Here is a 15281-nt window from a genome sequence, read left to right as displayed (position 1 = left end):
ACGGTACAGCTATGGTTAAACATTTTTTGATGAACCTGTTACTCGCCTTTACCTGGGTCGCTCTGACAGGGGTATTGTATTACTCGAATTTCCTGTTCGGTTTTGCCGTCGGCTTCTTCCTGCTGTGGCTCATGAACCGCAACGAAAGCGATCGGCGGTACTTCAACCGGGTACCCAAAATCATCGGGTTTATCTTGTACTTCCTTTACGAAATGGTGAAAGCCAACATCCAGGTGGCGTACGACGTGGTAACACCCAAGTTCTTCATGCGGCCCGGCATCGTCAAGTACCCCATGGAAGCCAAGAGCGATTTCGAAATCAACATGCTGTCTACCATGATCGCGCTAACGCCCGGCACCTTGGTGATCGACGTGAGTAAAGACCGGAAGGCCATCTATATCCATGCGATGTACATGAAGAGTAAGGAAGATTTTATCGAACAGATTAAGGAACGCGTTGAGCGGCGATTACTGGAGATTATCCGATGACATTAGACACCTACATCGATTATGTGATTTTACCGATACTGGCGGTATCGCTGCTGCTGGTATTCATCCGGCTGTTTAAAGGTCCCGACATCGTAGACCGCGTCATCGCGCTGGATCTACTCATCACCATCGGCATCAGTGTCATCACCGTTTACAGCATCAGCACCGGCAAGTCCACGCTGATCGATGTGGCCATGATCCTGGCCCTCATCGCCTTTTTGGGCACCATCGCATTTTCCTATTACATTGAAAAAAGGGGGCGTAAATGATCGATATCCTCATCGGCTTGCTTTGTACCATCGGGGCAGTGGCCATTCTCATCGCGGCAGTTGGCATTTTACGGATGCCCGATTTCTACCTGCGGTTGTCCGTTACCGTGAAGGCGGCTACATTGGGTGGTGGACTGTTGCTGCTCAGTGCTGCATTTTATTTTCCGGACGAGGTGTCCGTTACCACGAAGGCGCTGGCCATTATCTTTTTCCTGGTGCTCACGGCGCCGGTGGCCGCTCATCTCATTGCGCGTACGGCGTATTTAATTAAGACGGGGCAATGGGAAGGGACGGTGCAAGATGATCTCGCTGGGAAGTATGATGAAGAGACGCATGAGCTTGAAGGTGGGGAGACGAAGGATGAGGTTTTGTGAATCTGTGAGGTTGTGAGACTCTGTGAGATTGTGAACTTGTGAGATTGTGAACTTGTGAGACTGTGAACTTGTGAGACTGTGAGATTGTGAACCTGTGAGGGGTAATTACATGCTCACAAACTCACAATAAAATGCTCACTTGCTCACAATAAAATGCTCACAAAAAACTAACCTGCTCACAATAAAATGCTCACAAACTCACAAAAACCAAACAAACCGGTGATCCCACCTTTATCCGCTTACCGGTATCCGAAAGCAGCCCGGTAGTCCCATCCCGTTCAAAAATCACCACCTCATCGGTATTTTGATTCGCCACCAGCAGGTACTCACCATCGGGCGATAGCGTAAAATTGCGTGGGCCCTGGCCCAGCACCAACTGGTTGGCCACCTTCGTCAATTTCCCCGATGCGGTGTCTACGCTGTAAATCGCCAACGTATTGGCATCACCGCGGTTAGACGCATACAAGAACTGGCCGTCGGGCGATAGCTTGATGTCTGCCGCACCATCGGCACCGGCAAAACCAGCCTCGTTTATCGGCTCCTCCTGGATCGCTTCCCAATCGTCGCCCTGTTTCTGGTAAACCACCACCGTGGCCGCCATCTCCTCCACCAGGTAGATGAATTGCCCATCGGCCGAGAACGTAACGTGGCGCGGGCCACCGCCGGGCGTGGTGGCGATGAAAGGCGGCGCCGCGGCAATCAGCGGCTCGCTGGCTTCCTCCGGCCGGAAATCGTAGATGTTCACCTTATCCGTGCCGAGGTCCTGCACAAACAGCTGCGTTTCGTCTGGATTGAAAAAAGCAGAATGTACGTGCGGAGCCAGCTGCCGCTTGAGGTCGGGGCCGCTCCCCTCATGGTGAATCTGCTGCACCATGCCGCCCAAGCTGCCCGATGGGCCAATGGGGAACACGCTGATGCTACCCCCCGAATAATTAGACGCAATGACATGGGTCCCCGCCCTATCGGTCGTCAGGTGGCACGGATGGTCGCCCTGCGTCAGCTGCCGGTTCAGGAACGTCAGCGTACCGGTCTCGTCGTCGTAGGCATACGCACTCACCGCCCCTTTCCCGTCGCCGTTCTCGTTAACGGCATACACATGCGTACCGTTGGCACTCAGCGCCAAAAACGACGGGTTTTCGGCCGCCATACTGCTCACCTGCGTCGCTTCGCCGGTTTCAAGGTCAAAATCATATACATAGATACCTTCGCTTTTACCGTTTTGGGTGTACGTACCAGCAAGTAAGTGAATGTGTTGGGCAAGGATCATCAGCGGGGATATCATTAAAAGTGAGCAAATTGTCAGCAGTTTCATACGCGTGTTATCGTAAATCGGTCAATATTAACAAAAATCCGTTTATATTCCCGTTCTTTTTTACTTTTGCTCTTTATGTCGCTGTTACACGATTTTTACGCGCTCGACGCATTCACCGCAGACGGATCCAAGGTATCGGCATCGATTTCCCTCAATGGCAGCCATGCGGTGTTCCAGGGCCATTTCCCCGGCAACCCGGTTACGCCCGGTGTGTGCATGATGCAAATCATCAAGGAACTGGCCGAAAAGTGGGCGGCAGCCCCGCTGATGCTGAAAAAGGCCCGGAACGTCAAGTTCATGGCCATCATCAATCCGCAGGAACATCCAAACATTCAGGTCGAATTGGATGTTGAAGAAGAAGATGGGCAGCTCACCGTGAAGAGCACCACATCGTTTGAAGACACCACTGCCTTGAAGTTCAGCGGTGTTTTCCAAAAAATTTAGGCTATGAAGAAGCTATTTGCGCTCCTTGTACTGGTTACTTACGCTGTTGTGGTTTCTGCACAAGACCTCGATACGCTGCGACTGCTTTACCGCGATGCGACCCAATCGGAAGAAAAGGCCCAGGCGTTTTACGAGCCATTGGCCGAGGTGACAAAAGATGACCAACCGGTGCTGGTGGCGTACAAAGGGGCCGGACTCATGCTGCTGGCCCGATACGAGAAGCTCACCGCACGGGGGCCGAAAGTGAAAGAGGCGGTGCCCTGGATCGAGCAGGCTGTTGCCGATGCACCGGAGAACGCCGAGATCCGGCTCATCCGGCTCAGTGTACAGGAACACCTGCCCAAGTTCCTGAAATACAACAGCAACATTGAATCCGACCGCCAATTCATCGAGCAGGCACTGCCTTCGGTGGACGATGCCGGCTTGAAAGCCATGATAAATGGCTATTTCGATTCGTTTTCAACCGACTGAACAATGAACCTGAATGACCAGTAACGAGGCACTCACTTCCATCAACGGTTGTGTCATCATTCCCACCTACAACAACGCGAAAACGCTGGCGCGGGTGATTGACGGCGTCCTTCGGCACACCACGCAAATCATCGTCGTTAACGACGGGTCTACCGATACCACCGCAACGATCCTTACGGGATATCCCGGCATCCACATCGTCCACCTGCCACACAACAAAGGGAAAGGCAACGCCCTGCGCAGCGGCTTCCGTGAGGCGATCGCCCGCGGTTTCGACTACGCCGTTACCATTGACTCGGACGGCCAGCATTTCCCCGACGACATCCCCATATTCGTACGCGCCATCGAAGCCGATGGCATGGCCCTGCTGATTGGCGACCGTAACATGGAGCGCGAAGGTATCCCCGGCAAGAGCAGCTTCGGCAACCGGTTTTCCAACTTCTGGTTCCGGTTTGAAACCGGCATCACACTGTCCGACACGCAGTCGGGCTTCCGGCTGTACCCGCTCAGGGAATTGCAGAGCATCCGCTTCTATACCACCAAATTCGAGTTTGAAGTAGAGGTCATCGTCAAAGCCGCCTGGCGCGGCGTCCCGGTCCACAATGTGCCCATCCGGGTGTTGTATGATCCTGCCGAACGGGTATCCCACTTCCGGCCCTTCCGCGATTTTACCCGCATCAGCATCCTCAACACGTGGCTGGTGCTGGTGACCCTGTTTTACATCCGGCCACGCAACTACCTGCGCACCTTCCGCGAGAAAGGGTTCCGCCGTTTTTTTCTGGAAGACCTGCTGCATAGTGCCGATTCGCCCCTTAAGAAGGCCTCGTCTGTCGCGCTCGGCGTATGGGTGGGGTTGTCGCCCTTCTGGGGGTTCCACACAGTGCTCGTGTTGTTCCTGGCCGTAGTGCTAAGGCTCAACAAGCTCATCGCGTTTGCGTTTTCCAACGTGAGCCTTCCGCCGCTCATCCCATTCATCATCTATGCATGCCTGCAAATCGGCATCGCCCTGCTCGGTACGCCCGCCGTTGATGGGTTCCATTGGCAGGATATCGACACCTACCGGCCGTTCATCCAGCAGCATCTCCAGGAGTATGTATTGGGAAGTTTGGTGCTCGCTACGGCCAGTGCGGCCGTATTGGGAACGGGGAGTTATTTTCTGCTGACGTGGCGCAGGTTGTGAGGTTGTGAGGTTGTGAAGTTGTGAGCATGTGAGCGCGTGCGGTTGCCGGAAATCTGCTACCTTTGCCAAAATACAAGATACGCACGTTGGCTTCGTTTTTTTATTCTATATACCGCTACCTAAAGGAGCACCGCACCGTGTTCCATATCACCGTACCGTTGCTGTTTGTGCTATTGGCCTACTGGGCCAGCCGCATCCGGTTTGAAGAAGACATCACGAAGCTCATCCCCACCAGCGAGGGCAGTGCAACCATCAGTGCCGTACTGCGGTCGGCCAATTTTGCCGATAAAACCGTGATCAACATCGCTGCGTCCGATACGGGCGATATTGCGGCATTGAAGGCCTATGCCGATAGCTTTGCCACGGCCATCGGGCACGCCGCCGCTCCCTACATCGAGCGGCTGCAGGTGCGGCTCGAAGACGACCAGCTCACCGACCTTATGGCCGTGGTGGCTAACAACCTGCCGCTCTTCCTCGATGAAAGCGACTACCAGCGCATCGATTCGCTGCTACGGCCCGACTCGGTAGCGGCCATCGTGGACCGCACCTACCAAGCCATCACCGCCCCGCAAAGCTTCGTTACCGCCCCCATGCTCCGGCGAGACCCGCTGGGACTCACCTTCCTGGGGCTCCGCAAGTTGCAGCGCCTGCAATCGGGCGAAGGCATTGCGCTCGACGATGGTTACCTCATCGCCGACGGCGGCAACCACCTACTCGCCTTCATCACCACCACCGCCGGCGCCAGCGAAACGGCCCGGAACACCGAGTTTATCCGCATCCTCGACGAGACCATCGCCCGGCTGAACACCACGTTCGCAGGCCGTGCCACCGCCGAATACTTCGGTGCCACCGCCATGGCGGTGGCCAATGCCCAGCAGATCAAACAAGATATCCGCAATACGCTGTCCATCGCCCTCATTGCCCTGGTCGCGCTATTCATCTATTTCTATCGGCGGGCCACCATCCCGCTCATCATCATCCTTCCCGCCGCCTTCGGCAGCCTGCTGGGTATGGTAGTGCTCTATTGGCTCAAAGGCACCATATCGGCCATCTCCATCGGCATCGGCTCGGTACTACTCGGCCTTACGCTCGACTATTCCCTGCACATCCTCACCCACTACCGCGGTACCGGCGACGTGAAGCGGCTGTTTGAAAGCACCACCAAACCGTTGCTGATGTGTGCCATCTTTACGGCCGTCGATTTCCTGTGCCTGCTGTTCCTCCACTCCGACGTGCTGAAAGATCTTGGCATCTTCGCCGCCGTGAGCGTGCTGGGGGCCGCACTTTTCTCGCTGGTATTCATCCCGCAGGTATATTCGCCGCGGCACGAGGTTACGCTCCGGCAGAACACCTTCATCGATGCCATCGCACAGTACGACTTCAGTCGCAACAAGTGGATACTCGGTATCGGCGCGTTGCTCACGCTCGTGAGCCTGTTCACCTTCCAGCGGGTGGGCTTCAACGACGATCTGGCGGCGTTGAACTACCAGCCCGAATCCCTCAAGCGGGCAGAGCAACGGCTCGACTCGCTGACGCAGTATGCGGCCAAGTCGATTTACCTGGTGGCCTACGGCAGCACCCCGGAAGAGGTCCTGGCACGCAATGCAGATCTCTTCCGGCAACTGGAGCAGCTCGAAGACGACGGCGCTATCCTCGGCTTCCAGTCGGTCGGCGGCATGGCCGCCGCCCCGGACCAGCAACAGGAAAAGATCGAGCGGTGGAACCGGTTCTGGTCGCCCGGCAAAAAAGCGCACCTCCGGCAGCAGCTCCTGAGCGAAGGTGCCCGTGCGGGCTTCAACGACAACCTGTTCCAGCCCTTTTTCGAAACCCTGGAACGGCCGTTCGAACCGCTGGACGAAGCCGACCGGCAGCTGCTCGACACCCTCTTTCTGGCCGAATTCATGAGCCACGGGCCACAACTCACCACGGTGACCACCGTGGTGAAGGTGACCGATGAGCGGGCGCCGCAGCTCACCCAGTCCTTTACCGACGAACAGCGCGGCATCCTGGCGATCGACCGCAAACACGTGCAGGAAACGCTGTTGGGCAACCTCGAGGCGGACTTCAACACCCTCTTTTTCATTGCCTCCATCGCCGTATTCGTGGTTACCTTCCTCTTTTTCGGTAGCCTGGAGCTCACGCTGGTTACCAACATTCCCATTTTCCTCGGGTGGCTGGTTACGCTCGGCCTCATGGGGCTGCTGGGAGTCGACTTCAATGCCTTCAACATCATCATCACCACGCTGATCTTCGGACTGGGGGTCGACTATTCCATCTTTGTCACCAAGGGCCTGCTCGAACAATACACCTACGGACGCGCGGACATGCCCGCCTACAAATCGGGTGTCGTCATGTCGGCCCTGGCCACCATCCTCTGTTTTGGCATCCTGGTCTTCGCCAAGCACCCCGCTATCCGTTCCATCTCCATCATCCCCCTGATCGGGCTGTTGGTGGTGGTGCTCATGTCGTTTTCCATACAGCCCTATCTTTTCCGCTTGTTCATCAGCGGGCCGCAAGCCAATGGCAACACCCCATGGCGGCTGGTCAACTTCGTCCTCACGTGTTTTACCTTCGGTTATTTCTTTCTGGGCGGCATGGCTGTCAGCATCTTGGGGCGCCTGCTCATCCCCATTGTTCCCCTCAGCAAGAAGAAAAAATTCAGGGCGTTCCACCGGGTGCTGCAGCTGTTTTTCCACAACCTGATGTACCGCACGCCCGGCATCCGTATGGAAGTCATCGGCCGCGACGACGCCACGCACCGGTCGCCCGCCATCATCATTGCCAACCACACTTCCATCCTGGATACGCCCACCATGGGCCTGTTGCATTCCAGGCAGGTGTTCATGATGAACGACCGCCAGCTGAACTCCCCTTTCTTCGGCCGTGCCATGCGCATGGTGGGTGCCCATCCCGCATCGGGGAACCAGCCCGAAGACATCGAGAAGCTGCGCACGAAAATCGACCAGGGCTATTCGGTCATCGTATTCCCCGAAGGCACACGGTCGCGCACCACGGCCATCCAGCGTTTCCACAAGGGTGCGTTCTACCTGGCCGAGCAGTTGCAGGTCGACATCCAACCCGTACTGATCCACGGCAACGCCCATTCACTGCCGAAGAACGACAACATGCTCAAGCCGGGGCCGATTACGATGCAGTTCCTGCCGCGGATCAAACCCAGCGATACCGCCTTCGGTACCGGCTATGCCGAGCGGACCAAGAAGATTTCCGCGTATTTCAGGCAGGAATTCCGGGCGCTGCGCAATGAGCGGGAGTCGGCAGACTACTTCAGGAAAAAACTTCTGCTCAACTACGTGTACAAGCCGAAAGCCATCCAACGGGAGGTGAAGGCCGTTTTCCACCAGTGCAAAGACAGCTACCACCGGTTGTTGCGGTTGTTGCCGCTCAAGGGCACGTTCTTACACCTGGGCTGTGGCTATGGCGTATTGGATTTCCTGTTGGTGTATGACAGTGCCCTGCGGCAGGTAACGGGCTGGGACCGTGATGCGGAGCGGGTAGCTGCCGCGCAACATACATTTACGGTAAACCGTTATGCGCTCCGGTTTGTTGCCGACATGCCTGCATTTGCAAGGTATGATGTGCTGATCGTATCCCCTGGTGCCAACATCGACTGGCAAGCGGTTCAGCACCTTCCGACATGGGTAGTGCTGGAAGATGCTCCTGCGGATGCGCCTGCGTTATTAGGGACGCGGGGGTATGCACTGAAGCTGGAGGCAGCCGGGTGTGCGGTATACTGGAAATCGGGCGGTGGTGAATAGTTAAAAAGAACAAGATAGCTTTCTCGGAAATTGTAGCGGAAAGTACGGCTGTGAGGAAAGAACGGTATCAAGATGTCGACAAGAATCATCCTTGACACGAATATTTGGGTGAGTTATTTTATCGGTCGGAAGTTCGACGAGATTGGTTCAAGATGTCTTCTCGAATATGGATCCGGTACCATTATTTTTTTGGGGATGTCTTCGACGCATTGGGTGATTTCGCGCCACCTTTCGATATTGTCTTCAGCTTTTCGGCCAGCAAATCATTTACATCAATAGAAGGCAGGAGGTACTTGCCTAATGGCCCGTTGGATGTAAGTGAAATAATAATGCCGCGCAATTGGTTGATACAGATGCTGATGCCGGAAAATTGCAAAAATTCTCCCTTTTCCTTCTTTGAAATGTCGCCGGCGTTTGCGAAATCAAAGAATCCCACACCTTCTAACGAAATGGTATATCCGGGCAATACGCCTTTTTTATTAATGCCAATAGATACATACAATTGGAATTGGATATCGTCACGGGTACTGATGGAAAAATCGATATCAATTTCGTATCCGTCCATCAAAGCCATTACATTTACTCCATCATCAAGTGGCGTAAACTTGTACTGCTGGCTAAGCAAAGCAAACTCGGCTAAATCTAACGGTGATCGCTTGGCTATCATTAGGCTACTATTTTGCGTTTGTGTTGAGGCTGGCTATAAGTGATTTCATCTTCCTCCTTTTTTACAGGATGGAACACCCAGAAGCCTTCTGTTGTATGGTATTTGTTCCTGATTAATGTTTGGATATCGACTTCCTGCGCACCCACGCCGGAATGCAAGGCTATCGCAGCCGGTGATGTCCGTCCTGCTCGGATTTCTGATTCGGTGAAAATAAGTTGTTGGCCCAGGGCAGATTCAATCTTTGTTATAGACTTGATGGTAAAATTATGAAATCCTGCTAACCAACGGCTCACTTCTGCCTCCTTCTTTCCAAGTAATAAAGCAAGGTCTTTTTGCTTCATGCCTTTCTCCTCCAAAACCGTAATAATCTGATTGGCAATAGCGAGCGAGCGGGTTACATAAAGCTTGGATTCCTGACTGGTATTGGCAAGAATTTCGTCAAACAGGGGTAAATCGTTTATTACTTCTGGTCGTTTCATTTATTCCGTTGGTCTTTGTTGTTTTTACAATTCCACGTCGAAATCGTCTCCCATTCCGAGTTCTTTTCCATTTAAAATAATATCCTTAGTACGGATTGCTTCATCAAGTTTGCGAGCCAGCGCATTGGCAAAACGGAAATGCCGGCGGCAATTGGGGCAGCCTTCTGGGTTATTCTCCGTCTTCAAATCGCCGTTCAACAGGACGACGATTCCATTGCTAAGCCTTATACAATATAAACGTAAACCATATCTATTTGGTTTGCCTGGTTGAATGTAGTATGGTGGCGGTAGCGCATCTGCACTCCGCTCATGTTTAAAATGCTCCTTACGTGCACCATACTTATCTCCTATTTCTTTGATATATTGTAATATCTTACCGAGTTGTTCGCTATACTCGACATTATCGCCCATACGAATCAGAAAATCCTGAAACTCGATATGATCAGCACCTTCTATATGCGCCGTATAATAGTAGACTTTCCTAAAGGATAACCTTCTTAATCTGACTAACCGGACAAACAACTTAACATATAAGTTAAGCGCAAATATAATGCTAATATTGAAACAAACAATATTTGCGCGGGGTTGATAATTAATTTATTACACAGAATTGATTTTCAAATATAAGTAATTCGATCGATATTTAGATAATATTTTTAGTAAAAAAACAAACAAGCAACGGAAAACCACGAAGTGCCCACCGAAGGTAATCTGTCTTGCACCCGTTAAAAAATGAGACTTGCGAAAAAAACCAACTTTGACTAAGTTTGGGTCGCGATTAACGGAGATAACAGCGACACGATTTCATGAGCGACGAAACGAACCCCGTACCCGGCGATAGCGGGGACAATGATACGACAGATCAACTCGGCGGCAGCCAAACCATCCCCCTATCGGGGCTTTACGAAAACTGGTTCCTGGACTACGCCTCCTATGTCATCCTCGACCGGGCTGTGCCCCACATCAATGACGGCTTCAAGCCCGTACAGCGGCGCATCCTGCATTCGTTGAAGGAGATGGACGATGGCCGGTTCAACAAAGCCGCCAACGTGATCGGTAACACCATGAAGTACCACCCGCACGGTGATGCATCCATCGGCGATGCCATGGTGCAGATCGGGCAGAAAGACCTGCTCATCGACCGCCAGGGCAACTGGGGCGACCCCATCACGGGCGACTCGGCCGCCGCACCGCGGTACATTGAGGGGCGGCTCTCCAAATTCGCCAACGATGTGGTGTTCAATCCCGATACCACCGAGTGGCAACTCAGCTACGACGGCCGTAACCGCGAACCGGTTACCCTGCCCGTTAAGTTCCCGCTCCTGCTGGCCCAAGGGGCCGAAGGGATTGCCGTGGGACTGGCCACCAAGATCATGCCCCACAACTTCATCGAGCTCATCGATGGCTCCATCGAGGTACTGCAAGGCGGTCGGCCCAACCTGCTGCCCGACTTCCCCACCGGCGGCCATGCCGATTGCTCGGCCTACAACGAAGGCCAGCGTGGTGGCAAAATCCGCGTGCGCGCCAAAATCGAAGAGCGCGACAAAAAAACACTCGCCATCACCGAGATCCCCTACGGAACCACCACCGGCGGGCTCATCGACAGCATCGTTACCGCCAACGATAAAGGCAAAATCAAAATCAAGAAAATCGAGGATAACACGGCGCAGCATGTGGAAGTGATGGTGCACCTCGCACCGGGCATCTCGCCCGATATGACCATCGATGCCCTATATGCGTTCACTTCCTGCGAAGTATCCATATCGCCCAACACGTGTGTGATCAAGGGCGATAAGCCGTACTTCATGAGCGTGAACGACATCCTCATCGCCAATACGAAACAGACAAAAGCCCTCCTCAAGCAGGAACTCGAAATCCGCCTCAAAGAGCTGCAGGAGAAAATATTCTTCAGCAGCCTGCTCAAGATTTTCATCCAGGAAGGGATGTACAAGCACACCGACTACGAAAATTCGGGCGACTTTGACACGGTGGTGCAGGTGCTCACCAACCTGTTCACCCCATTTTTCGACCAGTTTTACCGCGAAATACTGCCCGAGGACTACCGCAAGCTGATCGATAAGCCCATGAGCAGCATCACCCGCTTTGACGTAAAAAAGGCTGATGAGCAGATGGCCGCGCTAGACGAAGAAATCAAAAAGGTACGCCACCACCTCCGGCACCTCACGGACTATGCCATCGCGTGGTTCGAGCGCCTCAAAAAACAATACAGCAAAGGGCGCGAACGGAAAACCGAGCTGCGGGCGTTCGACCGGGTCGAAGCCGCACAGGTGGCCCTGGCCAACGTAAAGCTGTACGTAAACCGGGTGGATGGATTTGTGGGCACCGGCCTGCGCAAGGATGAATATGTGGGCGACTGCTCCGACCTCGACGACGTCATCGTCTTCCGCAGCGACGGCAAATTCCTGGTGACCAAAGTGCAAGACAAGGTGTTTGTGGGCAAAGATGTCATCCACGTGGCCGTGTTCAAAAAGGGCGACGACCGCACGGTGTACAACCTCATTTACCGCGATGGCAAAACAGGCACCTCTTATGTAAAACGCTTTTCGGTGATGGGCGTTACGCGCGATAAGGAATACGACCTCACCAAAGGCGAGAAAGGATCGCGCATACAGTATTTTACGGCTAACCCCAATGGCGAAGCTGAAGTAGTGGGTATACAGCTCAAGGCCCAGTCGAAACTCCGCAAACTGCAATTCGACATCGATTTTGCCGAGGTGGCCATCAAGGGCCGGAGTTCGCAGGGCAATATCGTGACCAAATATCCCCTCAAAAAAATCACGTTGAAAAGCAAGGGCGTATCCACCTTAGCTGGGCGCAAAGTGTGGTTCGATGATGTACTCAAGCGGCTCAATGCCGACGGGCGCGGCCAGTACCTCGGGGAATTCGACGGCGACGACAAGATCCTCACGGTGATGGCCGACGGCAGTTACGAGCTGACCAGCTTCGACCTCAATAACCACTTTGAAGACAAGATGCTCCGCATCGAGCAGTACCACCCCCAACGGGTATACAGCGTGGTGCACCGCGATGGCAAGTCGGGCATATACTACGTAAAGCGCTTCATGTTTGACGACCTGCCCATCGGCAAGCGCACGTTGATCATCAACGACGAGCCGGGCTCCAAATTGATCCTCATTACCAATGCCGCAGCGCCCATCGTGCAAGTAGATATCCGCAAGGGAAAATCGCGCACGGCCGAAAGTGTAGAGCAGAACCTGGTTGACATTGTCGACGTAAAAGGCATGAAAGCGCAGGGCAACCGGCTTACCTCCCATGAAGTAGCGAAAGTGACGCTGCTCACCGCCGAAGCGGAGGCATCGGAAGTACCCGAAACCGGAGGCAAATCCGCCGAAACCGGAGGCAAAGCTACCGAGACCGAGGGAAAACAACCCGAAGCAAAGCCGGAGGAAAAGCCGGCGGTTAAGGCAGAAGTTCCCGAAACCGGAGGCAAAGCTACCGAGACCGGAGGCAAACCCGCCGAGACCGAGGACAAACAACCCGAAGCAAAGCCGGAGGAAAAGCCGGCGGCTAAGGCAGAACTACCCGAAACCGGAGGCAAAGCTCCCGAGACCGGAGGCAAACCCGCCGAGACCGAGGAAAAACAACCCGAAGCAAAGCCGGAGGAAAAGCCGGCGGCTAAGGCAGAAGTTCCCGAAACCGGAGGCAAAGCTACCGAGACCGGAGGCAAACCCGCCGAGACCGAGGTAAAACAACCCGAAGCAAAGCCGGAGGAAAAGCCGGCGGCTAAGGCAGAACTACCCGAAACCGGAGGCAAAGCTCCCGAGACCGGAGGCAAACCCGCCGAGACCGAGGAAAAACAACCCGAGGCAAAGCCCCGACCGAAAGTGGATTTGGAAATCACCAACCCCGACGACATCCGGGTAGACGACAAAGGCCAGATGGGGTTATTCTGATTTTTTTTCAACCATTTTATTCGTTTTTATTCGAAAATTTCTTTTTTCTTACGAAAATACTTAATAATTGCCTTCCGAAACGACACGGTGGGATACCGAACGGTTTCGAGGAAAAAGAAATAGCGAATGTAATCACTTAAACTATTGTAAAAGATACGAACGCCATCAGGAAATAGGCCGTTCGTGGCTTGAACCCATTAGGCATCTACCAATCCGAACAGTTCAACCAACCTTAAACAACAATTCGATTATTAGTATTGCCGTGTGCTACGCATTGTGCTGTGCATGCTGTTCCGCCATCGCTCGGCCCCGGCAACTTAGTGCTTAATTATGAGAAAACAAGCAATCTGTTTTGCCGTAGGCTTACTCGGTGTGTTGCTTGCCCATGGGCAAGCCACCAACCTCGCAGGATACACCAATCCTGTTTCCCGATCGTTCGGCGTTTTGGTGGGCACCACCGGCGTGGGCGTGGAGTATTACCACCCATTGGGCAACCAGTTCGGCGTGCAGGCCGGCGTAAGCTTCATGCCGTTCGGCACCAAGATCGTGGGCACCTATGGGGACTACGAAACCCAGTCGAAGGTGCGTGCCCGGCTCCACAACGTCCATGCCCTATTCGGTTGGACGCCCTTTTACCAAACCGACCATTTCCTCCGCCATTTCGTGGTTAATGTCGGCGCGTCCTACCTCCTACGGGCCGAGGGCGGCATCGACACGCGGCTCAGCGAGCCGTACTATTACGGCGACATCCTCGTCGACCAAGACATGGTGGGTTCGGTGAAAACCACGGTCAACTGGAAACAGTCGGTATCACCTTATTTCGGCATCGGCCTCACGGATGTGCGCATCGACAGCCGGTTCGGCTTCAACGTAGGCCTGGGCGCCTACTACCTATCGAGCCCCAGCGTGAGAGTGAAAGGCACCAAGTTGCTGGAGGACAATGAAGCCAACGCCCCCATCATCGAGCGCAACATTAAAAGCTACCGCGTACTGCCGCAGGTACAATTGGGCGTCAATTACAGACTACATATTCGGTAAACCTCCTGAAAACACAACCCATGAAGAAAATCACCTATTATATGCTCGCCTGCCTCGGTATCCTTGTGGGTACGCAGAGCTGCGAAAACCCGCTGAAGGACGTCAACATCCTGGTGAGCTCGGAAATTTTGCAATACACCACCATGCTCCAGGTATCTGACACGGAGGGTACGCCACTTTCCGATCTTACCGTACGCATTACAGGCCGTGATGCCGAGTACATCTACAACCTCGATGGCCGCAAGCAATTCAGCCTCAACGATGGCCTGCTGGGCCTTGGCGTCCATCCCGAGCACCAGCCCACATCCGGTAACCCGGTGGTGTTCCGCATCGAGCTGAGCGGCAATGGCTACCTCACGCAGGTCATCCCCGTTACCATTGGCGACCAACAGTTCTCCAGCGTCAATGCGGTGAGCCTGTTAAACCTCAATAGCGCCCCGGCGGGCGTGACGGTATACACCCCATCGGCCACCCTCACCGACAATGCCATTGCCCAAACGTTGGTGATCAGCACCCCATTGGATAACGCGACGGAGCAGGCCATGCAGATTACGCTGCCTGCCGGCACCCAGTTTAAAGATGCCGACGGCAACACGCTGTCGGGCGCATCGCTGACGGCCAGCATCGTCACGGCAGATACGGACAAGCCCGATGCACCGATGTCTTCCTAATATAGCTAGCGACATATCGGGCGTAATTATGGAGCGTAAAATGGTTTTTCTAGGACGTCAGATAAATCGTGGCAACATACAATGGGACATGCTGCGTTTATTTCGATATCGGCTGGGGCGATGTGAAGACCGCTGGATGGATGAACACATCGTTCTAAGCGGGGGGGGGGGGGGGGG

General features: G+C 54.0%; 14 protein-coding genes. 10 read left to right on the top strand and 4 right to left on the bottom strand.

The features are described from left to right. Window positions 1-11 precede the first annotated feature (11 nt). The 3 genes from U9S71_RS06860 to mnhG are packed head-to-tail and all read left to right on the top strand — an operon-like array spanning window position 12 to window position 1131. Window positions 12-488, top strand: a complete 477-nt coding sequence (locus tag U9S71_RS06860) for a Na+/H+ antiporter subunit E (RefSeq protein ID WP_326326246.1) — start codon at window positions 12-14, stop codon at window positions 486-488. Next, a complete protein-coding gene (locus tag U9S71_RS06855; RefSeq protein WP_326326245.1) occupies window positions 485-757 on the top strand; it encodes a cation:proton antiporter in 273 nt (90 codons plus the stop codon). The genes U9S71_RS06860 and U9S71_RS06855 overlap by 4 nt, the downstream gene beginning before the upstream one ends. After that, the gene (gene mnhG / locus U9S71_RS06850) at window positions 754-1131 is read left to right on the top strand and encodes a monovalent cation/H(+) antiporter subunit G (RefSeq protein ID WP_326326243.1); all 378 of its coding nucleotides are present in this window, start codon (window positions 754-756) and stop codon (window positions 1129-1131) included. Before U9S71_RS06855 ends, mnhG begins: the two co-directional genes overlap by 4 nt. A 190-nt stretch (window positions 1132-1321) precedes the next feature. On the opposite strand, the gene U9S71_RS06845 is transcribed toward mnhG, so the two are convergent. After that, window positions 1322-2443: a lactonase family protein gene (locus U9S71_RS06845; RefSeq protein WP_326326242.1), complete on the bottom strand. Its 1122-nt coding sequence runs from the start codon at window positions 2441-2443 to the stop codon at window positions 1322-1324. 75 nt (window positions 2444-2518) lie between these two features. Between U9S71_RS06845 and U9S71_RS06840 the strand changes: the two genes are divergently transcribed. From U9S71_RS06840 to U9S71_RS06825, 4 genes are all read left to right on the top strand, one after another. Next, on the top strand, window positions 2519-2887 hold the full coding sequence (locus U9S71_RS06840) for an ApeI family dehydratase (RefSeq protein WP_326326240.1): 369 nt from the start codon (window positions 2519-2521) through the stop codon (window positions 2885-2887). Window positions 2888-2890: 3 nt separating this feature from the next. After that, window positions 2891-3358 carry a hypothetical protein gene (locus U9S71_RS06835; protein WP_326326239.1) on the top strand — a complete coding sequence of 156 codons (468 nt, stop codon included), beginning with the start codon at window positions 2891-2893 and terminating at the stop codon, window positions 3356-3358. Window positions 3359-3371: 13 nt separating this feature from the next. Then, window positions 3372-4538, top strand: coding sequence for a DUF2062 domain-containing protein (locus U9S71_RS06830; protein WP_326326238.1), 1167 nt, complete (start codon window positions 3372-3374; stop codon window positions 4536-4538). Between the two features lie 62 nt (window positions 4539-4600). After that, window positions 4601-8314, top strand: coding sequence for a 1-acyl-sn-glycerol-3-phosphate acyltransferase (locus tag U9S71_RS06825; RefSeq protein ID WP_326326236.1), 3714 nt, complete (start codon window positions 4601-4603; stop codon window positions 8312-8314). 181 nt (window positions 8315-8495) lie between these two features. Here U9S71_RS06825 and U9S71_RS06820 read toward each other — a convergent pair whose 3' ends face one another. The 3 genes from U9S71_RS06820 to U9S71_RS06810 are packed head-to-tail and all read right to left on the bottom strand — an operon-like array spanning window position 8496 to window position 9871. After that, complete coding sequence (locus U9S71_RS06820) at window positions 8496-8981, bottom strand: hypothetical protein (RefSeq protein ID WP_326326235.1); 486 nt, start codon at window positions 8979-8981, stop codon at window positions 8496-8498. Next, complete coding sequence (locus U9S71_RS06815; protein ID WP_326326233.1) at window positions 8981-9460, bottom strand: helix-turn-helix domain-containing protein; 480 nt, start codon at window positions 9458-9460, stop codon at window positions 8981-8983. The genes U9S71_RS06820 and U9S71_RS06815 overlap by 1 nt, the downstream gene beginning before the upstream one ends. Window positions 9461-9484: 24 nt before the next feature. Beyond that, complete coding sequence (locus tag U9S71_RS06810) at window positions 9485-9871, bottom strand: hypothetical protein (RefSeq protein WP_326326231.1); 387 nt, start codon at window positions 9869-9871, stop codon at window positions 9485-9487. A gap of 395 nt (window positions 9872-10266) precedes the next feature. On the opposite strand from U9S71_RS06810, the gene U9S71_RS06805 reads away from it, so the two are divergent. From U9S71_RS06805 to U9S71_RS06795, 3 genes are all read left to right on the top strand, one after another. Next, the gene (locus U9S71_RS06805; RefSeq protein ID WP_326326230.1) at window positions 10267-13395 is read left to right on the top strand and encodes a DNA gyrase/topoisomerase IV subunit A; all 3129 of its coding nucleotides are present in this window, start codon (window positions 10267-10269) and stop codon (window positions 13393-13395) included. 330 nt (window positions 13396-13725) lie between these two features. Next, window positions 13726-14433 carry a hypothetical protein gene (locus tag U9S71_RS06800; RefSeq protein ID WP_326326228.1) on the top strand — a complete coding sequence of 236 codons (708 nt, stop codon included), beginning with the start codon at window positions 13726-13728 and terminating at the stop codon, window positions 14431-14433. 20 nt (window positions 14434-14453) lie between these two features. Continuing rightward, window positions 14454-15104 carry a hypothetical protein gene (locus tag U9S71_RS06795; protein ID WP_326326226.1) on the top strand — a complete coding sequence of 217 codons (651 nt, stop codon included), beginning with the start codon at window positions 14454-14456 and terminating at the stop codon, window positions 15102-15104. Window positions 15105-15281 lie beyond the last annotated feature (177 nt).

Origin of the sequence: Parapedobacter flavus (assembly GCF_035818675.1) — a bacterium.
GTDB classification, from domain to species: Bacteria; Bacteroidota; Bacteroidia; order Sphingobacteriales; family Sphingobacteriaceae; genus Parapedobacter; species Parapedobacter flavus.
This window is presented reverse-complemented; position numbering and strand designations above follow the sequence as displayed.